Source organism: Pseudomonas sp. FG29 (assembly GCF_057809355.1).
On sequence record NZ_JBMDJU010000043.1, the window covers coordinates 1 to 19,714 of the forward strand.

Genomic DNA, 19,714 nt, shown 5'->3' on the forward strand with positions numbered 1-19,714 from the left:
TGTTCGATGGACGAACCTTGAAGCCCTTGGCCTTGAGCTGTTCCAGAACCCGGTAAAGGTTTGGAACGCTCAGGTCAGCGGTCGACGTGGCGCCGTCCAGGCCCTTCATACCGGCCAACATCAGGCGATAGGTGTCGTCGTCCATCTGCAGGTCGCGGCGGGCAACGTGGATCAGCTTGATCAGGCGTAGCCGGTTTGGGTTGGACGGCGCCGCGCTCATCGGACACCTCCGTTGTAGACCGGGGTGGTCAGCGGATTGATAACAAAAGGCTCCGGCGCCTCGCGCATTTGGTGACCAACCTCCTTGATGCTCCCACCACGCTCCAAGAAGGCTGCCATCTGTTCTGCCAGCGCGGCGCGCTCCGAAGCCTTGGCCGCGACGTCACGGCGAGGCGGATCGCCGGCTGTATCGTGGTAGCGCTCCATCAGGACACCCCCTGCGTCAGCCGGGCGACCGGCTTGTGGTTGATCGCCTGGTGCAAATGCGCCGACTTGCCGGCCCGGTATCCGGCCTCAACGGCCCCCTCGTCGCGGGCCTTGAGTTTGCGGCGCTTCATCTTGGCCTTCCCCAGGTTGGGATAGTTCTTGCCCATGTAGGCTTCAATAGCATCGGCGATGTTGTCTTCGATGCCAGCGAACTCATCGACCTTGCGGTACACAGCATCGATCCAACCGTTGGCGAAATGGTCGCCACGTGCCACCTTGGTGGAGCGTTTGCAGCGCTTTTGCTGCGGCAGCGCGAGGAACTCTCGGCGAGCCTTCTGCAGCTGTCGCTCCAGCACCTGGTAGGCGTAGCCGGTCAACTCTGGAGCTGCCGAGCAGCCCACGAAGATGAAGGCACCGCCGAGTGTCCAGTCAGTGGTAATGATCATGCGGGTGCCGAAGGCATGGGCGCAGACCTGTGCAAGGCGACAGCGCCAGGTCGGCGGCTCACCTTCCGAGCCTGCCGCGATCTTGACCTCGCAGGCCATGCTGGCCAGTACGTCGCCCATCTCAAGACTGTACTTGTCCATCAAAGCGCGGGCCTGGCGCAGAGCGGTCTCTGCTTCATTGGTGTTGGCGGTCTTCGACTTCGCCATCTCCAGGCACTTCTTGATCTTGTCGAGAATGCGATCCTGATCCATCTCACACCCCCGCGATATCGAGCAGGATGGTCTGGTACTTCTTGTCACCAACCCGCTGCTGGACTTGGATGTACACCGCTTTGCCGTTGACGATCAGGCTGTCCTGGACGGCTTGCTTGGCCTTCTTCCAGTCGGGATCGTTGATCTCGGCGCGCAGCATGTCGGTGACGCGGGAGATGCTGATCTCACCGCTCTTGGTTGGACGGAAGGCACGAGTGGCCAGGGTGAAGAGGTGCTTGTGAGCATCTTCATGGACAGTCTGGCCCCAGCGGCTGATGCACTCGAACACCTTGGCCTTGGCGACCTCCATCTCCTCGGTGTAGGTGATGCTGTCCTGATGGATGCGCTTGAGCTTGAAGCTGCCGTCGAACGACAACAGCGAGACGTTGCCCTTCGGCCCGCCCAGCTTCATGTCGTACTTCTCGCCAGCAATGGTGATGAGGTCGTCGACCTCGGCCAGGGCCTTTTCCTTCAACGCCTTCAGCTCAGCATTCAGGCGCAGCGCCACGGTGGCGATACCCATCACCACCTGGTCACGCAGCTTGTCCTGTTCGCTGATCTCGGTTTCGTGGATCAGGTTGCCGGCAGCGTTGCGCACCCAGCCGGAGGGAATCTGGATTTGTTGGGTTTCAGCCATTTTTCTGCTCCTTCGCGTCGGAGAACGACTTGCAGCCGCAGCGCGGGCACACGTTGTGGGAGAGGTAGGTTTTTTTCGGGTCTGGCACGCTGCGCAACTCGGCTTGGGAACCGATCCAGCGGCAGCGGCGGCACTTGAGCAACTCAGGCATGGTTCTGCTCCTCGCTTCTAGACGTGACTTCGGTCATCTCATCCAGCGAGATGAAGGTGTTGAGCGTGTGGTCGCAGTGCAGGCACTTCACCACCACGTCGATCAGCCGAGGATCGTGTGCCGCGCTGGAGGTCTCGATTTCTAGGAGTGACGTCCGGCACTGAGGGCATTCGGTTTCGAGGAAGTCAGCCACGGGCCACCTCCACACGCTGCCCTGGCTGCTGCCGATTGCGCAGGTAGTCCTGAGCGAGTTGATCCACGCACTGGGTGACCAGCTTGCTGTCGCCGGCCAGGTGCGCCTCCACGATCACCAGGCAGCGTTCGGTGAGCAGGCTGGAAACATGGGTAAGCGAGTCCAAGCGCTGGGCCATGTTGATCAGTTGGCCGTTGACGTCATCCAGGGCGGCACGCAACTCGGCTGGAGTGGCCTGGGGGCCGGGGTTGATGAGCGTAAAACCGATAACCATCAGGCAGCCCTCCAGAGCGCAACGCGCTCGGCTGCCTGTTCGGCTTCCAGCTCAGCGGCCCGGATGCGGGCGAATGCGTAGGTACGGGCGAAGGCCAGGACGCGTTCGCCCTGATATACCCGCCACATGCGCCCCGCGCTGCGAATTTGCAAAGAAGAGTTGGCCATGGTTACACCCCCTCGTCGCGCAGAGATTCGACCACCAGCTCGGCAGTCACCTTGGCCTCGTGCAGGCGCACAGCCAGGTTCATCGCGCCGCTGACCAGATTGTTCACCGCTAGCGGGTAGCACAGGGAGATCACCTGGTTCTCGCGCACCTTGCCTCGGCCCACGTTCAGCGACATGCGCAGGCGGTTGCGGATCTCGTCGAAGGCCGAAGACTCGAAGACGGACATGTAGTCCACGTCGATGCGGGCGAACTTGTGCTTGAGGTACGCCTCCACATGGTTGTCCAGAGGCTTGAGGCGGATCAGCTCGCAACGCTGTACCACCTCGCGCACGGCTGGGTTGTACTCGCTGAGCTTGTCGGCCAGTTCGGTCTGGCCAACCAGGATGAATGCCAGCAGTTTTTTGAAGCCGGCCTGCAGCTCATAGAAGCGCTTGAGGTGCTTGAGCGTAGTGATAGGCAGGCTGTGCGCCTCTTCGATAATCACCACATGGCGGCGCCCAGCTTGGGCGCTGGCCAGCAGCAATTCGTGCATCTGCCGTGAGCGATCTTCCTGGCTGCGGCGCGGCTTAACACTGGGGTCGATACAGCGGATGATCGCGCCAGTAATGTCCAGGGCCTTGAGCGTCTTGCCCTTAACGTTGTCGTCTTCCACGCCCAGGATGTAAGGCTCGATTACCGTGATCGGTTCGCGGGTGGCAATGATCCACTCCGTCAGATCCTGGCGCAGGGTCGACTTACCCGCGCCGGACTCACCCACTACCGCGAGCATGCCGCCATGCTTGGCAGTCTGGCGAATGGCCTGCCGCACATAGCGAATATCGTCCGACAAGAACACGTCCTGCTCGCTCTGCATCTCATCGGTGAATGGGTCGCAGGGCAGCCGGAAGTGTTCCTTGGCCTGACGGTTCAACGTGTTTTTTCGTAGTAGCATGTAGTCGCTCTCTTTGCTGTTGGCATTGCTGGGCACCGACGCAGCTCGGCCCGCCAAGACCGCTGCGTCGGTTTCTTCCATTTCAAACAGGTCACGGATGTGGTCATCGTTCGCCCCACGAGCGAACAGCAGCTCCTTGATCTTCCGCTCCAGGGCCTGCCGATCCATGGTCTTGGGCCACTGGTTGTGGTTGACCAACTGCGCGACGGTCGACTGGCTGACCGGTTCGCCGTTGTCCTTCGCCAGGGCGGCTGCGAGCTGGCTCTGGCTGATATTCAGCTGCCAGAGCACGGTCTTGAGCTTCATCCGAACGGTGTTTTTCTGTTGTGCTTGCTGCATGACAGTTGCTCCTAGACGGCCCGCAGGCCACCGGTGTTGGCGACCGGTACAGCAGCAACCGGCCGGGTGAATCGATCAATCAGGCTCTGCACCTGGTCTTCCGGCACACCCTCTTTGAAGGCACCGCGCAGCCAGGTGTTTTCCTCGGCAGTGAGGTTGCGACCGAGGGCGTCAGCGATGCGCAGTAGGGCCTGCATGGTGGTGAGCAGCGGTGCATCAGTGCGCAGGTGCTCGGGTGTGTCGATCTCGCTGCCGCTGCGTGGCAGGTACGCCGGGTGCTCGATCTGCCGGAGGTGACCATGGGTGTCGAGCTGACCACCGAACGGCGTAACCTGCTTGGCCCGCGCCACCTTGGCGTCCTGCTCCGGGAAGGCCAGTTCATCCATAGTCTTGGCGGCGTGCTCGATGGCGGTCTCAGGCTGCGACTTGTATTCCTGGCCCGGTACCGCCGCGTCCAACTGCTGGCCATACACGTCATAGTTGCGGTTGGGCTCCAGGCGGTAGGTCAGGGTCTCGCCGTCATAACGCGGTGCTTCAACCTGGATGGCGCAGTCGCCATAGGCCAAGCTACGCACCACCACCTTGCCGCCGATCACGATGCCGTCCAGGCCGCGCACGCTGTAGAACAGCGAGCGGTCGGCGTTCTGATGCTTGAACTGGATGGTCAGATCTGAGTTGACGGTGCGCTCCTGTTCGCGGCTGGTCATCAGCGCGCGGCACACCTCCACCGGAGGCAGCAGGCGCAGTTGCTCGGCACGGATCAGTTGCCAGAGGTCATAACGGGCCACCGGCTCAGCCAGGCCTGCACGGCGCAGGCGGGTGTCCTGGTGCGGAATCAGGTTGGCGTTGTAGGCCTCGGCCCATGCCTGGGCAGCCGCGTTCAGCTCGGCGATATCATTCACCGGCTGAAAGCGCAGGCGGCTCTCGAACTGGGTCTCGACGATGTTGTTGCCACCCTCGACGCCACCCTTGGCGCGGGCATTGCCGGCCTCGTGCTCAAGCGGCTCAACTTCCAGGTGCTTGAGCAGATTCTTGATCGCGCTGCTGGTGTTCGCTGAGCCTTTGTCCCACAGCAGGAACTTTGGCACACCGTGCATCAGGCGGCCTTCCTGCTTACCCCAGGCGTACATCAGGAACTCGAACAGCGTGTGCTGGTTCTCGCCTGCCGCCTCGAAGTAGCGCACGGTCAACGCGCCGCTGGCCGACTCATACTTCACGTAACGCCAGACCTTGAGCTTGACCTTGGCGAAGTTCTCCAGCTTGTTCTTGTAGAACTCGCTGTCGCGCATGATGTGCTGGCGCCCCTTGAGGTAGTACACCAGGCACAGCGAAGGGTCGATCTGGTGCAGGTAGTTCGGGTGCGGCGCCCGCAGGTGCTGTACAGGGCTGGCATTGCGCTGACTGGCCACGTTGAGGCTACGTGCGGCAATCAGGCGGTTGAGCTGGGCGTTGCTCACGCCCAGGTGAATGCCGTTCTGCTCCAGGATCGAACGCGCCGTGGTAGTGAACATCGTCTGCTTGCCGTTATCGCGCAGGCTTTCGCGCTGGATGGCGCCCAACATCTCCAGGGATTCCTTGGCCACCGAGGTGGAGCCCTTGTCCGAGCGAGCCTTGCGTCCGGCCGACCAGCCGCACTCGGCGCGCAACTGGCGGTAGATGGTGGCCGTAGACCAGCCCAGGAACGCCTTGGCGCCATCCAGTAGCTGCCCGCGCTGGCCATGCCCGGCGACATCGAGCTGGCGTGCCAGCTCAACCAGGTACTCGCGGATATCTGGCGTAATTGCCATGTCGACCACTCCCTTGGCGCGCATCAGACGGGCTCTTCTTCCAGCAGCGGCTGGTGTTGCAAGGCCTTCTCCAGCTCAGGGCCGAAGCGGTTCAGCAGCTCGTTGCGGGCGGCGGCGATCTGGCGGGCACTGCGGTTGATGGCGTCGTGCAGCTCAACCAGTACCGCGCTGACTTCCAGTGGCATCTCGGCGGGGGCTTCCGGGTCGTAGTCCGGCTGGCTGGCCAGCTCGCCCATCCAGAAAGCGTCCAGGGCTTCGACCGCCTGCAGGTGCCGACCAGTGGCCTCGTCGATGATCGTCTGGCGCTTGGCGATCTCGATCTGGAACGGGGCGACCTTCTCGCTCCAGGGCGCGGTGCGCAGTTGCGTGCGCTCCAGCTCCAGCTTGGCCTCGCGCAGCTTCTTGCTGGTGTCGGCCTCGACCTTCGACAGGGCGTCGTAGTCGTGCTGGGTGTCTTCCAGTTTCTTGGTCAGCGCCTCTTTCTCGGCCTTGTGCTTGACGGCCATGTCCTGAAGCAGCTCGATGACGGTGTCTTTGCTGTCCGACTCGATGGCCTGCTTGACGATTTCCTGGTCGTCAGGCGGAAGGGCTTTCAGAGCCTGGTAGTCGCGGGCGCGGAAGCCGATGTGTTCGGCTTGTTCGTACAGCTCGGGGCCGAGCAGGTGGAGGTTCTGAGCTAGTTCCAAGCAGCGGTTGTATGACTTACCAAGAAACACTCGGCAGAACTGTTCCAAATCCCCGACGTGTCGGGTATTCCCTTGTTCGTCTTTATAGGGCAAGCCCGCGTATTTCTTGCCTTTCTTGATGTTGTCGAAGATTTGAGCCGTCGCTACATCCACGACACGTCGGGTAAATTCCAGGCCCTGAATCTGGCCGACCTGGCGAAGTACGTCATAGCTGTCCATGGCGAACTCATCTGCCAGCTCGGAGCTGGACAGATCTGCCATTTCCTTGCGCGCCTCGCCCAAGTTGATCTCAGGCATGGGCGTGATTTCCGTGGTGCTTGCTTTGCGGGGCATGTACTAAGTCCTTATTCAATTGGGGATGCGGGTGAAGCGCTGGCGGCGTTCGTCCAGCTCGCGCTGGGATTTCTGCAGGGCTGCGTCGAAGGCGAAGGCCATCTGCACCAGGCGTGGGCCAAGCTGCCAGCGCTTGTCGTCATGCACGCTGCGCTCGGCCAAGCCGGCCGTACGCAGGTTCTCCAGGGCGCGCAGAGCGTTGTCGTTGCTGCAGTCAGCGGCGGTGGCCACCTCCTTCAGCAACATGCCGCGAAACTCATTGCCGGCCAGGGCCAGCAGTACGCGCAGTACGCGCTGCACCTGTTCGGAGGTGTATTTGTCGTCGCTACTCATGGTCATGACCTCCCAGCTCAAGCTGTGGGTTGGCGTGTTGCTGTACGTTGCCGCGATGCCACGCCAGCTCTTCCAAGGCGTTCTGCAGAGCAGCCAAGGTGGCTGGCACGTCGTCCTTGCCGGCGTAAAAGGCCAGCAAGGTGCCGGTTGTTTCAGTGAAAATCTCCTGCAGGCGCTGGGTGTCCCTGGCTGTGGCGGCACGCCCGGCCGGCACGTCGATCAGCACCTTGCCGCTGCTGGCAGCCAGCCAGCGGCTGACCAGGTTGACGCCGCAGACCCGCTCGTAAACCGGGATCAACACGGCAGGCATGCGCCCGTTGGCCAGCCATTTGTAGAGCGCCGAGTGATCCGGCAGGCCCATGCCTTCAGCGATACGTTCCACGCTCAGGTTGTGCCGCTCGCGGGCGTGCTCTTTGCACCACTCCAGCGCCTGGCGCAGGCTGGCCGGCTGGGCGCGTTTCCAATTTCGGCGGCTCATTGGACGTCCTTCCGGCCCTGGCCTGAGCGGGCATCCAAACAAAATCCGCCTTTAGCAATTGGCAATGGCATTGCGCCATGCACAATTGATTGAGGTAAATTGACTGGCGGAAAAGGTACTATCGCGATGGACGAACAAGAGCGGCTGGATAGGCAAGGCGGCAACTTGGCTGCATTGGAGGGGGCCTTGGCCCTGCTGGTGGAGCACTTGGCCAAGGCCGGTGCGTTGAACATGCCGGCCTTCATTACTGATCTCCAGTATCTGGCTGACTTGCCGCAGAAAGATCCGGAGACTCTGAAGGCGGAACAACGGATTCTGCGCACGCTGCGAGCGCTGCCGCACTCGCGGTAGCTGGTCGAGGTTGTTTGCCGTTGGCCAGCAAGCACTCGGATTGCATTTGGCCCAGGAACTGGATGGTTTGATCGCGGAGATTCATAGCGGGCCTCACGCAACGAGCTGCTCAACAGAGAGCTTCATGCCCAGCTTCAAGGCGATTTCGTGAGCCTTGCCACGGTTGCCCTTGAACTGGCCGCCGATGACGCAGTAGACCTGGTGGCGGGTATAGCCGTTGGCTTCTGCCCAGGTCGAAATGGAGATGCCCGCAGCCAGGAAGAGCTCGCGGACTCGCTCGCCGCTGTAAGGCTTGCGATTGGGTAGAGGGTACGGAACGTTCATGGGAGAGGATTCCTATGTGCGCGGTGATTGCTAATCAGTTGTCGCGTGGGGCGCTGCTGATTGGTGTGTGATCAATGATGGTAACTAAATAGTTACCTGTCAACTCTCTTGGAGAGTATTTAGTGACCATAGGGGCGCGCCTGAAGGAAGAACGCGAGCGGCTGGGATTTACGCAGCCAGCGTTCGCTGGACTGGCCGAAACAACCAAGAAGAGCCAGATCGACTACGAAAAAGATCTGACTCAGCCGAAGGCTGGCTACCTGGGAGCAATTGCTAAGGTAGGTGCGGATGTGCAGTACATCGTCACGGGTGTTCGCAGCACGGGTGCGTTATCAGACGACGAGTCCGAATTGATCGCGCGCTTTCGTAGAGCTCCTCTGGCGGTGAAGGCTTCCACGCTTGCGGGGCTTGCTGCTGGTGCGGAGCCTCAGTCTACGGCGGCAAGAAAGCAGGTATTTCGCGGAAGCGTTGGCCAGGTGGTCGAAGGCTCCGTCACCAATGAGGCAGGTGTGTCATTCAATTTTGGAGTCGACAAGACGAAGGAGTGAGCCATGCGTCAGGACTTCCATGGCGATGTAGGCCAAGTGGCCGCAGGGGACATCAACAACAGCGGGGGCAACACCCGCCTGGAATTGAACATTCACGGCAACAACCAAGGGAATATCAACCTTGGCAACCAGGTATTCGAGGTTCGTCAGGGTAAGGAGCTGCCACGCATTGGTAGTGGCCGCGAGCGCCTCTGTCCGCAGTGTGAAAACCATACGTGGCGCTTCAACCAGCTATGTATGCACTGCGATTACGATCTTCAGCGGCATGATGAGATTCTCGCTCAGCAGGAAGAAACTGCCCGTCAACAGGCGCTCCAGCTCCGGCTGATGACCATCTTTGTTGTGGCGTTCAGCGCTGCACTGGGGCTTTTCTACGTGAAGCAGTTTTTGCCGGACTGGCTTCAGTCGTGGGTATTCGGTCTTGCTGTCTGTTGTGGGGTTATCGCCTTCATTGCCATGAAAGCGGGCGACACCACGAAATAAATACGTAAGTCAGTAAAACAACCTCAGTACCAAAAGGACGCTATATGGAAATTAGAGAAGCCGTGATCCAAGGACTCATCAAGGTTGCAGGATCTGATGTGGTTGGTGAGGCATTTCGTGATGCACCGTCAGCTCTCAATGAGCGGATGAATTCACTGGCTGAAGAACTAGTTAAGGTCTACGGCAAGCTGACAAATAACTATGGTTGCTTCGATCAAGATCAAGAGATCTTCCGTTTTCCACACCACCTGCAGCAGTATTTGGGGGAGGCGATTGACATCGTTCAGTTATCCCAGACGACCAGTCGCTTTATTGCAGTTCAGATGGGAGGGGCTCCATCCGCAACTGGCGGCTATGCGTTGTACCTGCGCTATCAAAATCAGGGGCGAGATTGGCTGCTGATCGTGATGCTCAAGCTAAAAACTGGAACAGGGATTGACCAAGACAGTTTGGAACTGAATGAGTCGCTGGCTTTCGACATCAACCATCTGCACGAGGCAGCACGAATTGACCTGGCAAAGTGGCAGGCAAACGAGCAGCCTTACTTGTCGTTTATCAAACGCAGTGGCCGGCAGGATGAGGTTACTAGGTACTTCCGCTTGGCTTTGGGGTGTACCGAATACACCGACTCGAAAAGCAACACTGACCAAGCGCTCAAAGCAGTTGATGCGTATGCCACTGAGAAGGGGTGGACACCTGAGCAGAAGCGTGAGGCCCGTAGGAAAACCTATGAGTACTTTGACGAGAAGAGCCGAAATCATGAGCCTGTAAACATGATTGCCTTGTCAGGGATCATTAACGATCAAGAGCCGGATTCCTTCACCGAATTCGTTAAGGAAAATGAGTTTCCGGTTAGCGAGACCTTCGAGCCACATCGCAAGACCTACACTCGATTCAAGCGAATCAGCGAAAAATTCGGAAACGTGAACGTCAGCTTTGATGTCCAGGATGTTCTGGATGGTCGAGTCGACTATGATGCCGCCACCGAAAACCTGGTGATCGGGCAACCTCCCGCATCTTTGATCGAAAAAATTAGTCAGGCAAAAGGCAATGGCGCTCCCGAATGACCCTCTTGATCTGGCCGTTCTATTGCATCAACAGATGCTTGAAAGCCAGTTCGTTGAGGGTGGTTTTATCGAAGGCGTCTTGCCAGAGAATTGGGACTTCCAGCAGGTCGTTGATCAGCTTGAGGCATTAGGGCTTCGTAGCTCTGAGGTAGAAGCAGAGCGACGGTTGGAGTTTTCTGCCCCCCACAATTTTTTCTGGTCATTGGACGCCTTGCTGGCTGCTGCGGAGCGCCGTGTTCAGCCGCCTGCGCGTTTCTATCTAGCTGATTTGCGCTACACCCACCCAGGAGCCGATGCGGATATCCCAGTTGCAGTTGCTCGATATCAACAGGCTGCACGACTGTTCCGGGCATTGCAGGGAATTGCGGATCACGAAACCAAGGTAGGCAACTCCAGCAGCCTGATTTTTCTCCAGCAACAAAAACTGGAGATTACAGCAGGCTACCAAGCAACCGACCTCGCAGAACTTCCCCAGCTCGATGATTTCGAGAGCGATTTCATAGAAAGTACAACGCACAAGCAACAGAAAGCGACAATCCTTCGCTCAGTTCTATTTGAGCTGTTTGGTAGTCAGGCGAAGATTTCGTTCGCGTCAGTACTCGCCAATTTCAAGCAACTTGTTGATCAAGTCGTTTCGAGTTACCAGCTCTACGTATCAGAGTTTTCCTTTCAAAAAGTCAAAGCCGAAATTGAGAGGGAGAAACTGGAGTTCACCACGAAGCTTAACAAGGTTTTTTCCGACATTCAGAACCAGCTCCTAGCGGTTCCCGCAGCTCTAATCTTGATAGGTGGACAGATGGAGAACGGAGAGGCATGGTCGATCAAGAACCTTCTGATCTGGAGCGGGGCAATGGTATTTGCGCTCCTCATGAATCTACTCATCAACAACCAGCGACACACACTCCGTGCTATCAAGCTTGAAATTGACCAGCAATGGGAGCTGATACAGGGCAAGCACAAAACGGTTGCTGAACAGTTCAAGAGCAACTATCGCCAGCTTGATGATCGCTACCAACACCAGCATCGCTTACTCGGAACAGTAAGCGCCTTGGTAGCGGCAGCCTTAGCCTTTGCGACAGGCATGTTGCTTTGGTATTCGGTGCCTGAGTTGCAATTTTTCCAAAGCGTCATGTGGGGCATCGCCCTTGGCGTGCCCATGTATGGGCTATATCAATTGGCGCTCTGCTGGCGAGAAAGGGCCAGATGAAAATTCGACTTTAAACCCGATTAAAAGCCCCACCTGCTCACGCCGCCGATCATGGCGGCGTGTTCGTTTCCGGCGCCCGCACACACGGCGCCGAGCAGGCTGGAGGCGCCATGCTACCCAACACCCCTCGCGGTATCCGCAATTACAACCCTGGCAACATTCGCCACGCCAAGGGCGTGCGCTGGCAAGGTCAGGCCGCCGCTCAGGCTGACGTCGAGTTCGTCCAATTCAATGGCCCACGCTGGGGCATTCGCGCGATTGCCCGCGTACTGATCACCTACCAGGACAAGCGCCGTGCCGGTGACGGCAGCCGCATCGACAGCGTGCGTGAGTTCATCGAGCGCTGGGCGCCACCCTTCGAGAACAACACCGACGCCTATGTGCGTCAGGTTGCCCGTGCCCTCGGCGTAGGCCCGGACGATGAAACCCTCGACGTCTACGACTTCACCGTCATGCGTGCTCTGGTGCAGGCCATCATCCGCCACGAGAACGGCCCAGGCCCGCTGCCAGGCGGTGCGTGGTACGGCGATGTTGTGATCGCCGATGGCCTGGCCCTAGCCGGTATCACGCCGGGCGTCCAGCACGGCAAGGCGTTGTCGGTATGAAGCTGATCGCCGAGTGGCGCCGCTGCCACACTTTCTACAGCGTGCAATTGGCCACGCTGATCGCCTTGTTCGGATTCCTGCAGGCCACCCTGCTGCCGATCTGGCAGGCGCAGCTTTCACCGACCGCCTATGCCGTGGCCAACAGCCTGCTGGCCTGTGCGCTGTTCATTGCCCGCCTGATCAAACAGGGGCCGGAACAGGAGCCGCAGCCATGATGCGCCTGATCCTGGGCCGTGCCTTGTCGGTCATTGCCTCCATGTTCAGTGCTCCGCGCCTGTGGGTGCCCAGCGCCCGCTACCTGCAACCCTGGCCTCAAGCCCGCCCCGGCAAGTCCGGTGTGGCAGCGGCTCGCCGCGCTGCCCGCAAGGCTCGCAACCGCCGGAGACAACGCCATGGTCGGATTTAAGAACCTGCCCCAGCCCCTGCTGCTGGGGTTGTTCGGTTGCCTGATCTGCGCGTGTGCGGCTGGTGCCATTGGCTATGGCTTTGGCGCGCGCTATGCCGAAGCCCAAGGCAATGCGCGTCTGGATCGCCTCAAGGCCGAGCATGCCGAGCAGGCCCATCAGACGGCCATCACCAATCGCGTTCAGTTGCTGCAGCAGATCGAGCGAGCGAATCAGGCCGAGGCCTTGTTGCTCAGCCAGCAGGACGGGCACGACCAGGATCACCAACAGCTCCAGGAGCGCATCCCCCATGTCACGACTGTCTACCGGCCGGCACCTGCTGCTGCGCCTGTCGTTATCCCTCGCTGTGTGTTCACTGTTGGCTGGGTGCGCGACTTCAACCTCGCCCTCGGTGCCAATCTGCCCGCCACAGGAGTCGGCGCCGCTACCACCAGCTCTGCTCAAGCGGCCTGGCCCGCCCCCGGTACTGACGCCGAACTATTGGAAAGCGGTGTCACTCCGGCAGACATCCTGGCCCATGCCCAGGACTACGGTCGTTGGGCCCGCAACAACCTTGCCCAACTCAATGCCTTGCTCGACCTGCAGAAGGACTGACACCACATGGATGTAGCTGATCTGGCGCAGGACAACGACTTCAACGAAGCCGCCTTGGTGGCACACCGATCCGGCCTGCAGCGCCGCTCCGGCGTATCGGCTTACCGCTGCGAAGAGTGTGGGGATGCCATCCCCGAGGAACGCCGTCAGGCCGAGCCTGGCACCGAACACTGCATCGAGTGCATGACCACTCTGGAACACCTTAGCAAGCGAGGGCTGCGATGAACCTGAACGACATGAGCTTCGGTTTTCAGACCGTGCAGTGGCTGGTGCTCTCCGCCTTGGGCATCTACACCTGGCTCACCAACCGCCAGGCGGCCAGCACCAAGGAACTGCTTGAGCTGCGTACCCGCATCGTCGCCCTGGAGGAGCATATTCGCCACCTGCCTGACCACACCGCAATCACCGAGCTGCTCGGCGACATGAAGGCTGTGCGTGCCGAGCTGATGGGCATGCAGTCCATCGCACGCTCCGTCGACCGCATCAACGACTACCTGCTGAGAGAGAAAGCATGAGCCAATATGCCGACTTCCTGCGCCAGGACATGCGCCTGGTACTGCTGCGCCTGCTGGCGGAGATGCCGGCCTACCGCGCCAACAGCTCAGTGCTCAATGCCGCCTTGGACGGTTTCGGCCACAGTGTCAGCCGTGACCAGGTGAAAACCGAGCTGCACTGGCTGGCCGAACAGGGCGCCGTGAAACTGGAGGAGATGGGGCCGGTACTGGTCGCTACCCTGACCGAGCGCGGCCAAGACATCGCGGCTGGCCGTGCTCGTGTGCCCGGTATCAAGCGTCCGGGGGCCTGAGCATGTCCAGGTCGTCGATTAGCCGCATGCCTCCGGTGGTCAAGGCGTACATCCAGAAGCTGCTCCGCGAAGACCGGATGACGCTCGACGAGATGTTGGAGGCCATCCGTCAGCGTTTCCCCAACGAAAAGGCCCCCAGTCGCAGCTCGCTCGGCCGCTTCAAGGTGGGCTTCGAACAGTTGAACGAAAAGTCTCGCCTGTTCCAGGAACAGGCCGAGGCATTCGTCGGCGCTCTGGGCGAGGACTCCAACGACAAGACAGGCGCGCTGCTCGTACAAGCCGTTTCGACGCTGACCTACCAGGCTGCCATGGGCGCCCATGAAAACGATGAGGTGACCATCAAGGAAGTGGCTGCCCTGGCCAGGGCGGCGAAGGCCACCATGGAGGCGCGCACCCTGAGCGTGCGCGAGCGCCAGGCCATCGAGAAAGCTACCCGCGAGCGTTTGCTCCAGGAACAAGCCGCCGAGCTGGATAAAACCGTTCAAGCCGGTGGCCTCTCTGATGAGCAAGCCATGTTCTGGCGCAAGAAATTCCTGGGGGTGCAATGACAGCCCAGGCCATCAAACCTTCGACCAGCACGCTGCGCGTAGTCGAATGGGACGAGCTGCCGCCAACGGTGAAAGAGATCCCGTTCGGCTTCAACCCGCTGGCCGCTGGCATCCTCATGGAGCACCAGGTCGACTGGTTGCGGATCGAGGCGCAGATCAAGCTCTGTGAGAAAGGGCGTCGAACCGGCATCACCTTCGCCGAAGCCCTGGACTCGGTAATCACTGCCGCATCACGCAAAAGCGCGGGCGGCATGGATGTGTTCTACATCGGCGACACCAAGGAAAAGGGCCTGGAGTTCATCGGCTACTGCGCCAAGTTCAGCCGGGTGATCGCCGAGGCTCAGGCGTCCGGCGTCAGCGAGATCGAGGAGTTCCTGTTCGACGATCAGGATGAAGAGGGCAATACCCGCCAAATCAATGCCTACCGCATCCGCTACGCCAGCGGCTTCAAGATCGTCGCGCTGTCCAGCAACCCCGCCAACCTGCGCGGTTTACAGGGCAAGGTGATCATCGACGAGGCTGCCTTCCACCGCGACGTATCGGCCGTGCTCGATGCTGCCACCGCCTTGCTGATCTGGGGCGGTCGCATCGTCATCATCAGCACCCACAACGGCAAGGCCAACGCCTTCAACCAGATGGCCACCGACATCCGCGAGAAGCGTTACGGCGATGATGCTCAGGTCTATAAGGCAACCTTCGACGATGCCGTAGCCAACGGACTGTACGAGCGCGTGTGCTTCATGAAAGGCGAAGAGCCAACCGCCGAAGGCAAGGAGGCCTGGTACAAGAAGATCCGCAACGCCTATGGCCCGCGCAAAGCGCAGATGCGCGAAGAGCTGGACGCTATACCCCGCGACGGTAACGGCGTATGCGTGCCTGGTATTTGGATTGAGGACGCCATGCGTGATGGTCGGCCGGTGTTGCGCCTGGCTCTGGACGACGACTTCACCACCCAGTCAGTGGGGCGGCGCGACGCCTACGTCCAGGACTGGATCGAGCGCTACCTGGCGCCAGTCATCCGCCAGCTCGATCCGGGGCTGCGCTTCTACTTCGGCATGGACTACGCCCGCCACCGCGACTTCTCCATTGGCGCGCCCATGTCGGTTGATCAGTCTCGACATCGTGATGTGCCCTTCGTTTGGGAAATGCACAAGGTGCCGTCCCGCCAGCAGAAGCTGGTGCTGTTCTACACCTTGCGCAACCTGCCGCACTTCATGGGCGCTGCCATTGATGCTACTGGCAACGGCGAGACCATTGCCGAGGACACCGCTGACGAGTTCGGTCGTGGCCGTATTCACCAGGTGAAACTATCCAGCGCCTGGTACGGCGCCTGGATGCCGAAGTTTGTCGAGTTGTTCGAGGACGGGGTCATCACCATCCCCAAGGACGACAACCTGCAGCAGGACGTGCGCGCTATCGAGACGATCAACGGCATTCCCATGATCGCCAAAGCACGCTCTCAGGACTTGAAAGATCCCGACCTATACCGCCATGGCGACTTCGCTGGTGCCGGTGTGCTAGCCAACTTCGCAGTCTTGGAGTCACCCTCGACGCCAGTGCGTGCCAGATCCCGCCGCCCGCGTGCGGCAACCCGAATCACCAGAGGTTTTGCATGAGCACTCTCCGTGGCCTGTGGGTTAGCCCCACCGAGTTCGTGTCCTTCGCCGAGGCCAAGCGCAACCGTATTGCCGCCCAGCACGTTGCCACCCGTGGGCGCATCGATGGCGGCTTCGCCGGGCTCAACCTGCCCAACCCCGACCCGATCCTGAAGGCCGCGGGCAAGGACATTGCGGTCTACCGTGACCTGCGCGCCAGGCCGCGAATCGGCGGCAACATCCGCCGCCGTAAGGCCGCAGTGCTTGCACTGGAGCGAGGTTTGAAGCGCGGCCCAGCCCCGGTACGGGTCGAGCGCTTTATCCGTGATTGGCTGGCTGACCTCGATCTCGACCGCATCCTGCGCGAGCTGCTCGACGCGCCGCTGTTTGGCTACCAGCCGGTCGAGCTAATGTGGCAGCCGGTCGGCCTGTACAGCGTGCCGCAGGATCTGCTCGGTAAACCTGCTGAGTGGTTCCGTTACGACCGCGACAACAATCTGCGCTTCATGGCCCGTGATGCAGGCAGCGAAGGTGAGCTGCTCGATCCACGCCGCTTTGTGGTGGCCCGGCAGGATGCTACCTACGCCAACCCCTATGGTTTCCCCGACCTGTCCATGTGCTTCTGGGCCGACACCTTCATGCGTGGCGGCTTGAAGTTCTGGGTGCAGTTCACCGAGAAGTACGGCAGCCCCTGGGTGATCGGCAAGCACCCGCGCGGCGCGGTAGTCGAGGAAACCGAGATGCTGCTCAACAGCCTGGAGGCCATGGTGCAGGACGCTGTTGCCGCCATTCCGGATGACGCCAGCATCGAGATCATCGAAGCCGCCGGTAAAGGCAGCTCCGCCGAGGTATACCGCGAGCTGCTGGAATACTGCCGCAGTGACATCAACGTCGCTTTGCTAGGTCAGGATCAAACCACCGAGAAAGAGGCAAACCGCGCCAGTGCCACAGCCGGCGCCGAGGTCACCCAGGACATTCGTGACAGTGACCTCAGCCTGGCCTGCGCCTCGTTGAATGCAATCATCCGCCTGGTGGTGGATGTGAACTTTGGCCCGCAGGTCGACGCCCCCACCTATGACATCTGGGAGCAAGAGGCCATCGACAAGGCCTTGGCCGAGCGCGATGTCAGCCTCAAGGGGGCTGGTGCTAACTTCACCAATGCCTACTTCGAGCGAACCTACAGCTTGCAGCCGGGTGACCTGGCACCACAGCAGCCCATAGCAATCGCCCCTGAGTTCTCTGAGCCAGTCGTGCGCCCAGTGCTCGATCAGGTCGCCCTCGACCAGGCTATCGCCAGCCTGCCTGCCGAGCAGCTCCAGCAGCAGGCCGAGCAGGCGTTGCTGCCGGTGATCGAGGCGCTGCAGCAAGGCCGTGACGAGAGCGAAGTGCTCGGGCTGCTGGCTGAAACTAGCCCGAACCTCGACGCCCGTGCACTGCAAAGTCGGCTGGCCCAACTGATGTTCCTGGCAGATACCTGGGGCCGCCTCGCGGCCTCGGCCGACCTGGAGGACTGACATGGCCAGGCGCAAAGCGGTCAACCCGGCCGACCTCAAGGTCATCTTTGGCCTGGAGCCCAAGGCAGCCATCACCTACCTCAAATCCAAGGGCTATGCGATTACCTGGAACTGGCAGGAGATGCGGGACAAAGCCCATGACCAGGCCTTCACCGTGGCCAAGGCCATGCGCCTGGATCTGCTCTCCGATATTCGCGAGGCCCTGGAGCGCACCCTGCAGGAAGGCAAGACCCTGACGCAGTTCATCGCCGAGCTGCAGCCGGTGCTCGAGCAACAAGGCTGGTGGGGCAAACAGGTGATCGTCGACAGCAATGGCGGCGCCGAACTGGTGCAGCTCGGCAGCCCGCGCCGGCTTAAAACCATCTACCAGACCAACCTGCAGAGCAGCTACATGGCCGGGCGCAAGGCCGCAATGGAAGAAGCCGCCGAAACCCACCCGTACTGGCAGTACGTGGCGGTGATGGACAACATGACCCGCCCCAGCCATGCCGCACTGAATGGCAAGGTCTACCGCCACGACGACCCTGTTTGGTCGGCGATCTTCCCGCCCAATGGCTTCAACTGCCGTTGCCGCGTAACCGCCCTGAGCGAAGCAGCCATGAAGCGCCGGGGGCTGCGCCTGGTGTACAGCCGAGGCACTGTCAGCACCGATGAGGTGGAGATCGGCACCAACCAGCGTACAGGCGAGATCTACACCGCAACGGTTACCCGTGTGCGCACCACCGATGCCAATGGCAAGCCAGTGACCTTCAGCGTTGACCCTGGCTTCAACCACGCACCCGGTGAGGGCCTGGCCGAGCTGCTCAAGCGCAAGGAGAAAGCAGCGTGATCACCGTCACCTTGGATCACCGCCACCTGCAGGAAGTCCTGCGCCGCGTCGAGTGGGCCGTGGGCGACCTGGCGCCGTTGATGAAGAGCATCGCCATCGAGCTGGGCTCGATCACTGAGGAAAACTTTGAGAACGAAGGTCAGGGCAGCAATGACTGGGATAGGTTGTCGGAGGACACCACCATTCCCCGACGTGAAGCCTCCGGTAACTGGCCTGGCAAGAAGCTCCAGGTCAGCGCTGCGGGACTGGCGGCATCGATCACCACCCACGCTGACGACAGCAGTGCCCTGGTCGGCAGCAACAAACCTTACGCAGCGATGATGCACTTTGGCGGCGACAAGTCGGACTTCCCCCATCTCTGGGGTGACATCCCGGCGCGCCACTACCTGCCTATGGATGGCGATGGCCAACTGCAGCCCGAAGCCGAGGAGTCCATCCTGGATCTGGCCCTTGCACACATCGAGAAAGCCGCGCGCCTATAAGGCTCAGGAAGGGCCATATCCTACTGAGGCGCCCGTGAGGCTGCACAGATGGCCGAAAGCTCTTGTAAATGCTTTATAAAGCTTTTCCTACCCACAATCTGAGCCGGGCCAGCCATGAGCTTCAACATTCCACCGATGGAAGACTACTTTCGCGATCAGGATGAAACATTCGCGCAAGCAAGGGCGGGGCACTCCTCGCTGCTGCCCCTGATCAGTGAGATCGATGCGTTCTACAGGGAGGAGGTTTTCGTTAGCGTAGAAAACGCAAAACCTTTGGCGGTTCAGCTCTGTTTGAATGCTCATCTACTTTTGCTTGCAACGGCTCGCCAGGCTCTGTCTGGTCATCCCAACAGCGTTTTCCCTCTTGGACGAACCGCGTTGGAGTCAGCCTGCTACGCCTACTTGATCATGTTCGACGAAAGCCTTGGGGACGTCTGGCTACGCCGTGACGAGTCGCCTCAACACATGAAAGACTGCCGGGGGAAATTTGGGCAAGCAGTCTCCGACGTTGCCAAGCACCTCAGCAAAGATGTTGCATGGTTAGGAAAACTGGTCAGCGATCTTTATCAGAGCCTGATCAGCTATGGCGCACATCCGAACTCGAAGTCGGTAACGGATTACATGCATTTCAAGGACGAGGATGAGCAAGGTTTAATCCCTGTCGTATTAGGTGGGCTCTATCCGGTCAACGATCCATTAACCCTCAGGGGTGGATTGGCATACATAGAGACAGCACTGATAACAGCAGTAGTCATATGCTTGGCGCTGGGTACGGGGCATCCTTTGCTGCTGGAAGGCTCCACCAGGTTCCACGACCTGTTCGTTCGAAAGGGCGAATTATTCGATCAGATCAATAACAACTGATCTGGTCTTTAAACCCGATTAAAAGCCCCGGCCACTGAGGTCGGGCAGGCTGTGCGCATC

At 60.2% G+C, this 19,714-nt stretch carries 32 protein-coding genes; 18 read left to right on the forward strand and 14 right to left on the reverse strand.

What is annotated here, in order from left to right; genetic code table 11:
• From ACODS1_RS23500 to ACODS1_RS23560, 13 genes are all read right to left on the reverse strand, one after another.
• A partial coding sequence (locus tag ACODS1_RS23500; protein ID WP_489087535.1) for a phage protein GemA/Gp16 family protein occupies positions 1 to 220 on the reverse strand: 220 nt, incomplete at its 3' end.
• On the reverse strand, positions 217 to 426 hold the full coding sequence (locus ACODS1_RS23505) for a hypothetical protein (RefSeq protein WP_275361007.1): 210 nt from the start codon (positions 424 to 426) through the stop codon (positions 217 to 219). The genes ACODS1_RS23505 and ACODS1_RS23500, both read right to left, overlap by 4 nt.
• Positions 426 to 1,124 (reverse strand): DUF2786 domain-containing protein, encoded by a 699-nt coding sequence (locus tag ACODS1_RS23510; RefSeq protein ID WP_489087536.1) that lies wholly within the window; start codon positions 1,122 to 1,124, stop codon positions 426 to 428. Before ACODS1_RS23510 ends, ACODS1_RS23505 begins: the two co-directional genes overlap by 1 nt.
• A 1-nt stretch (position 1,125) precedes the next feature.
• Complete coding sequence (locus ACODS1_RS23515; RefSeq protein ID WP_489087537.1) at positions 1,126 to 1,761, reverse strand: DUF3164 family protein; 636 nt, start codon at positions 1,759 to 1,761, stop codon at positions 1,126 to 1,128.
• Complete coding sequence (locus ACODS1_RS23520) at positions 1,754 to 1,912, reverse strand: hypothetical protein (protein WP_158675474.1); 159 nt, start codon at positions 1,910 to 1,912, stop codon at positions 1,754 to 1,756. Before ACODS1_RS23520 ends, ACODS1_RS23515 begins: the two co-directional genes overlap by 8 nt.
• Entirely contained in the window at positions 1,905 to 2,105 is a 201-nt protein-coding gene (locus tag ACODS1_RS23525; RefSeq protein WP_489087538.1) for a hypothetical protein, read from the reverse strand. Before ACODS1_RS23525 ends, ACODS1_RS23520 begins: the two co-directional genes overlap by 8 nt.
• Positions 2,098 to 2,379, reverse strand: a complete 282-nt coding sequence (locus ACODS1_RS23530) for a hypothetical protein (RefSeq protein ID WP_489087539.1) — start codon at positions 2,377 to 2,379, stop codon at positions 2,098 to 2,100. The genes ACODS1_RS23525 and ACODS1_RS23530 overlap by 8 nt, the downstream gene beginning before the upstream one ends.
• Positions 2,379 to 2,546 carry a hypothetical protein gene (locus tag ACODS1_RS23535; RefSeq protein WP_489087540.1) on the reverse strand — a complete coding sequence of 56 codons (168 nt, stop codon included), beginning with the start codon at positions 2,544 to 2,546 and terminating at the stop codon, positions 2,379 to 2,381. Before ACODS1_RS23535 ends, ACODS1_RS23530 begins: the two co-directional genes overlap by 1 nt.
• 2 nt (positions 2,547 to 2,548) lie before the next feature.
• Entirely contained in the window at positions 2,549 to 3,817 is a 1,269-nt protein-coding gene (locus tag ACODS1_RS23540; RefSeq protein WP_489087541.1) for an ExeA family protein, read from the reverse strand.
• A gap of 11 nt (positions 3,818 to 3,828) precedes the next feature.
• Positions 3,829 to 5,628: an integrase gene (locus ACODS1_RS23545; RefSeq protein ID WP_489087542.1), complete on the reverse strand. Its 1,800-nt coding sequence runs from the start codon at positions 5,626 to 5,628 to the stop codon at positions 3,829 to 3,831.
• Complete coding sequence (locus ACODS1_RS23550; protein ID WP_489087543.1) at positions 5,628 to 6,623, reverse strand: hypothetical protein; 996 nt, start codon at positions 6,621 to 6,623, stop codon at positions 5,628 to 5,630. The genes ACODS1_RS23545 and ACODS1_RS23550 overlap by 1 nt, the downstream gene beginning before the upstream one ends.
• A gap of 15 nt (positions 6,624 to 6,638) precedes the next feature.
• Positions 6,639 to 6,956, reverse strand: coding sequence for a hypothetical protein (locus tag ACODS1_RS23555; RefSeq protein ID WP_489087544.1), 318 nt, complete (start codon positions 6,954 to 6,956; stop codon positions 6,639 to 6,641).
• Positions 6,949 to 7,434: a hypothetical protein gene (locus ACODS1_RS23560; RefSeq protein ID WP_489087545.1), complete on the reverse strand. Its 486-nt coding sequence runs from the start codon at positions 7,432 to 7,434 to the stop codon at positions 6,949 to 6,951. Before ACODS1_RS23560 ends, ACODS1_RS23555 begins: the two co-directional genes overlap by 8 nt.
• Before the next feature lie 126 nt (positions 7,435 to 7,560).
• Between ACODS1_RS23560 and ACODS1_RS23565 the strand changes: the two genes are divergently transcribed.
• Positions 7,561 to 7,785, forward strand: a complete 225-nt coding sequence (locus ACODS1_RS23565; protein WP_489087546.1) for a hypothetical protein — start codon at positions 7,561 to 7,563, stop codon at positions 7,783 to 7,785.
• Between the two features lie 93 nt (positions 7,786 to 7,878).
• Here ACODS1_RS23565 and ACODS1_RS23570 read toward each other — a convergent pair whose 3' ends face one another.
• Positions 7,879 to 8,109 carry a DNA-binding protein gene (locus ACODS1_RS23570; RefSeq protein ID WP_489087547.1) on the reverse strand — a complete coding sequence of 77 codons (231 nt, stop codon included), beginning with the start codon at positions 8,107 to 8,109 and terminating at the stop codon, positions 7,879 to 7,881.
• Positions 8,110 to 8,231: 122 nt separating this feature from the next.
• Here ACODS1_RS23570 and ACODS1_RS23575 point away from each other — a divergent pair, with 122 nt between their 5' ends.
• The 17 genes from ACODS1_RS23575 to ACODS1_RS23655 all read left to right on the forward strand — a co-directional run bounded on the left by ACODS1_RS23575 (position 8,232) and on the right by ACODS1_RS23655 (position 19,654).
• Positions 8,232 to 8,657, forward strand: a complete 426-nt coding sequence (locus ACODS1_RS23575; RefSeq protein ID WP_489087548.1) for a helix-turn-helix domain-containing protein — start codon at positions 8,232 to 8,234, stop codon at positions 8,655 to 8,657.
• Positions 8,658 to 8,660: 3 nt separating this feature from the next.
• Positions 8,661 to 9,140, forward strand: a complete 480-nt coding sequence (locus ACODS1_RS23580) for a hypothetical protein (RefSeq protein WP_489087549.1) — start codon at positions 8,661 to 8,663, stop codon at positions 9,138 to 9,140.
• 44 nt (positions 9,141 to 9,184) lie between these two features.
• A complete protein-coding gene (locus ACODS1_RS23585) occupies positions 9,185 to 10,207 on the forward strand; it encodes a nucleoid-associated protein (protein WP_489087550.1) in 1,023 nt (340 codons plus the stop codon).
• On the forward strand, positions 10,191 to 11,414 hold the full coding sequence (locus ACODS1_RS23590; protein WP_489087551.1) for a hypothetical protein: 1,224 nt from the start codon (positions 10,191 to 10,193) through the stop codon (positions 11,412 to 11,414). The genes ACODS1_RS23585 and ACODS1_RS23590 overlap by 17 nt, the downstream gene beginning before the upstream one ends.
• 110 nt (positions 11,415 to 11,524) lie before the next feature.
• Entirely contained in the window at positions 11,525 to 12,019 is a 495-nt protein-coding gene (locus ACODS1_RS23595) for a structural protein (RefSeq protein ID WP_489087552.1), read from the forward strand.
• The gene (locus tag ACODS1_RS23600) at positions 12,016 to 12,234 is read left to right on the forward strand and encodes a DUF7940 domain-containing protein (RefSeq protein ID WP_489087553.1); all 219 of its coding nucleotides are present in this window, start codon (positions 12,016 to 12,018) and stop codon (positions 12,232 to 12,234) included. Before ACODS1_RS23595 ends, ACODS1_RS23600 begins: the two co-directional genes overlap by 4 nt.
• Positions 12,231 to 12,425, forward strand: a complete 195-nt coding sequence (locus tag ACODS1_RS23605; RefSeq protein WP_489087554.1) for a hypothetical protein — start codon at positions 12,231 to 12,233, stop codon at positions 12,423 to 12,425. Before ACODS1_RS23600 ends, ACODS1_RS23605 begins: the two co-directional genes overlap by 4 nt.
• The gene (locus ACODS1_RS23610) at positions 12,412 to 13,017 is read left to right on the forward strand and encodes a lysis protein (protein WP_489087555.1); all 606 of its coding nucleotides are present in this window, start codon (positions 12,412 to 12,414) and stop codon (positions 13,015 to 13,017) included. Before ACODS1_RS23605 ends, ACODS1_RS23610 begins: the two co-directional genes overlap by 14 nt.
• Positions 13,018 to 13,023: 6 nt before the next feature.
• On the forward strand, positions 13,024 to 13,242 hold the full coding sequence (locus ACODS1_RS23615) for a TraR/DksA C4-type zinc finger protein (RefSeq protein WP_489087556.1): 219 nt from the start codon (positions 13,024 to 13,026) through the stop codon (positions 13,240 to 13,242).
• Positions 13,239 to 13,532 (forward strand): DUF2730 family protein, encoded by a 294-nt coding sequence (locus tag ACODS1_RS23620; protein ID WP_489087557.1) that lies wholly within the window; start codon positions 13,239 to 13,241, stop codon positions 13,530 to 13,532. Before ACODS1_RS23615 ends, ACODS1_RS23620 begins: the two co-directional genes overlap by 4 nt.
• Positions 13,529 to 13,822, forward strand: a complete 294-nt coding sequence (locus ACODS1_RS23625; protein WP_489087558.1) for a VpaChn25_0724 family phage protein — start codon at positions 13,529 to 13,531, stop codon at positions 13,820 to 13,822. The genes ACODS1_RS23620 and ACODS1_RS23625 overlap by 4 nt, the downstream gene beginning before the upstream one ends.
• A 2-nt stretch (positions 13,823 to 13,824) precedes the next feature.
• Positions 13,825 to 14,370 (forward strand): phage protein Gp27 family protein, encoded by a 546-nt coding sequence (locus ACODS1_RS23630; RefSeq protein WP_489087559.1) that lies wholly within the window; start codon positions 13,825 to 13,827, stop codon positions 14,368 to 14,370.
• Entirely contained in the window at positions 14,367 to 15,986 is a 1,620-nt protein-coding gene (locus ACODS1_RS23635; protein ID WP_489087560.1) for a hypothetical protein, read from the forward strand. The genes ACODS1_RS23630 and ACODS1_RS23635 overlap by 4 nt, the downstream gene beginning before the upstream one ends.
• Entirely contained in the window at positions 15,983 to 17,479 is a 1,497-nt protein-coding gene (locus ACODS1_RS23640; RefSeq protein ID WP_489087561.1) for a DUF935 domain-containing protein, read from the forward strand. The genes ACODS1_RS23635 and ACODS1_RS23640 overlap by 4 nt, the downstream gene beginning before the upstream one ends.
• Before the next feature lies 1 nt (position 17,480).
• On the forward strand, positions 17,481 to 18,308 hold the full coding sequence (locus tag ACODS1_RS23645; RefSeq protein WP_489087562.1) for a phage head morphogenesis protein: 828 nt from the start codon (positions 17,481 to 17,483) through the stop codon (positions 18,306 to 18,308).
• The gene (locus ACODS1_RS23650) at positions 18,305 to 18,790 is read left to right on the forward strand and encodes a phage virion morphogenesis protein (protein ID WP_489087563.1); all 486 of its coding nucleotides are present in this window, start codon (positions 18,305 to 18,307) and stop codon (positions 18,788 to 18,790) included. The genes ACODS1_RS23645 and ACODS1_RS23650 overlap by 4 nt, the downstream gene beginning before the upstream one ends.
• A 114-nt stretch (positions 18,791 to 18,904) precedes the next feature.
• Positions 18,905 to 19,654, forward strand: coding sequence for a hypothetical protein (locus ACODS1_RS23655; protein WP_489087564.1), 750 nt, complete (start codon positions 18,905 to 18,907; stop codon positions 19,652 to 19,654).
• Positions 19,655 to 19,714 lie beyond the last annotated feature (60 nt).

Bases quoted from the DNA above. Each gene is read 5' to 3' on its own strand.
- ACODS1_RS23505 (WP_275361007.1), bottom strand. From the start codon at position 426: ATGGAGCGCTACCACGATACAGCCGGCGATCCGCCTCGCCGTGACGTC.
- ACODS1_RS23510 (WP_489087536.1), bottom strand. From the start codon at position 1,124: ATGGATCAGGATCGCATTCTCGACAAGATCAAGAAGTGCCTGGAGATG.
- ACODS1_RS23515 (WP_489087537.1), bottom strand. From the start codon at position 1,761: ATGGCTGAAACCCAACAAATCCAGATTCCCTCCGGCTGGGTGCGCAAC.
- ACODS1_RS23520 (WP_158675474.1), bottom strand. From the start codon at position 1,912: ATGCCTGAGTTGCTCAAGTGCCGCCGCTGCCGCTGGATCGGTTCCCAA.
- ACODS1_RS23530 (WP_489087539.1), bottom strand. From the start codon at position 2,379: ATGGTTATCGGTTTTACGCTCATCAACCCCGGCCCCCAGGCCACTCCA.
- ACODS1_RS23535 (WP_489087540.1), bottom strand. From the start codon at position 2,546: ATGGCCAACTCTTCTTTGCAAATTCGCAGCGCGGGGCGCATGTGGCGG.
- ACODS1_RS23540 (WP_489087541.1), bottom strand. From the start codon at position 3,817: ATGCAGCAAGCACAACAGAAAAACACCGTTCGGATGAAGCTCAAGACC.
- ACODS1_RS23545 (WP_489087542.1), bottom strand. From the start codon at position 5,628: ATGCGCGCCAAGGGAGTGGTCGACATGGCAATTACGCCAGATATCCGC.
- ACODS1_RS23550 (WP_489087543.1), bottom strand. From the start codon at position 6,623: ATGCCCCGCAAAGCAAGCACCACGGAAATCACGCCCATGCCTGAGATC.
- ACODS1_RS23555 (WP_489087544.1), bottom strand. From the start codon at position 6,956: ATGAGTAGCGACGACAAATACACCTCCGAACAGGTGCAGCGCGTACTG.
- ACODS1_RS23560 (WP_489087545.1), bottom strand. From the start codon at position 7,434: ATGAGCCGCCGAAATTGGAAACGCGCCCAGCCGGCCAGCCTGCGCCAG.
- ACODS1_RS23565 (WP_489087546.1), top strand. From the start codon at position 7,561: ATGGACGAACAAGAGCGGCTGGATAGGCAAGGCGGCAACTTGGCTGCA.
- ACODS1_RS23570 (WP_489087547.1), bottom strand. From the start codon at position 8,109: ATGAACGTTCCGTACCCTCTACCCAATCGCAAGCCTTACAGCGGCGAG.
- ACODS1_RS23580 (WP_489087549.1), top strand. From the start codon at position 8,661: ATGCGTCAGGACTTCCATGGCGATGTAGGCCAAGTGGCCGCAGGGGAC.
- ACODS1_RS23585 (WP_489087550.1), top strand. From the start codon at position 9,185: ATGGAAATTAGAGAAGCCGTGATCCAAGGACTCATCAAGGTTGCAGGA.
- ACODS1_RS23590 (WP_489087551.1), top strand. From the start codon at position 10,191: ATGGCGCTCCCGAATGACCCTCTTGATCTGGCCGTTCTATTGCATCAA.
- ACODS1_RS23595 (WP_489087552.1), top strand. From the start codon at position 11,525: ATGCTACCCAACACCCCTCGCGGTATCCGCAATTACAACCCTGGCAAC.
- ACODS1_RS23600 (WP_489087553.1), top strand. From the start codon at position 12,016: ATGAAGCTGATCGCCGAGTGGCGCCGCTGCCACACTTTCTACAGCGTG.
- ACODS1_RS23605 (WP_489087554.1), top strand. From the start codon at position 12,231: ATGATGCGCCTGATCCTGGGCCGTGCCTTGTCGGTCATTGCCTCCATG.
- ACODS1_RS23610 (WP_489087555.1), top strand. From the start codon at position 12,412: ATGGTCGGATTTAAGAACCTGCCCCAGCCCCTGCTGCTGGGGTTGTTC.
- ACODS1_RS23615 (WP_489087556.1), top strand. From the start codon at position 13,024: ATGGATGTAGCTGATCTGGCGCAGGACAACGACTTCAACGAAGCCGCC.
- ACODS1_RS23620 (WP_489087557.1), top strand. From the start codon at position 13,239: ATGAACCTGAACGACATGAGCTTCGGTTTTCAGACCGTGCAGTGGCTG.
- ACODS1_RS23625 (WP_489087558.1), top strand. From the start codon at position 13,529: ATGAGCCAATATGCCGACTTCCTGCGCCAGGACATGCGCCTGGTACTG.
- ACODS1_RS23630 (WP_489087559.1), top strand. From the start codon at position 13,825: ATGTCCAGGTCGTCGATTAGCCGCATGCCTCCGGTGGTCAAGGCGTAC.
- ACODS1_RS23635 (WP_489087560.1), top strand. From the start codon at position 14,367: ATGACAGCCCAGGCCATCAAACCTTCGACCAGCACGCTGCGCGTAGTC.
- ACODS1_RS23640 (WP_489087561.1), top strand. From the start codon at position 15,983: ATGAGCACTCTCCGTGGCCTGTGGGTTAGCCCCACCGAGTTCGTGTCC.
- ACODS1_RS23645 (WP_489087562.1), top strand. From the start codon at position 17,481: ATGGCCAGGCGCAAAGCGGTCAACCCGGCCGACCTCAAGGTCATCTTT.
- ACODS1_RS23655 (WP_489087564.1), top strand. From the start codon at position 18,905: ATGAGCTTCAACATTCCACCGATGGAAGACTACTTTCGCGATCAGGAT.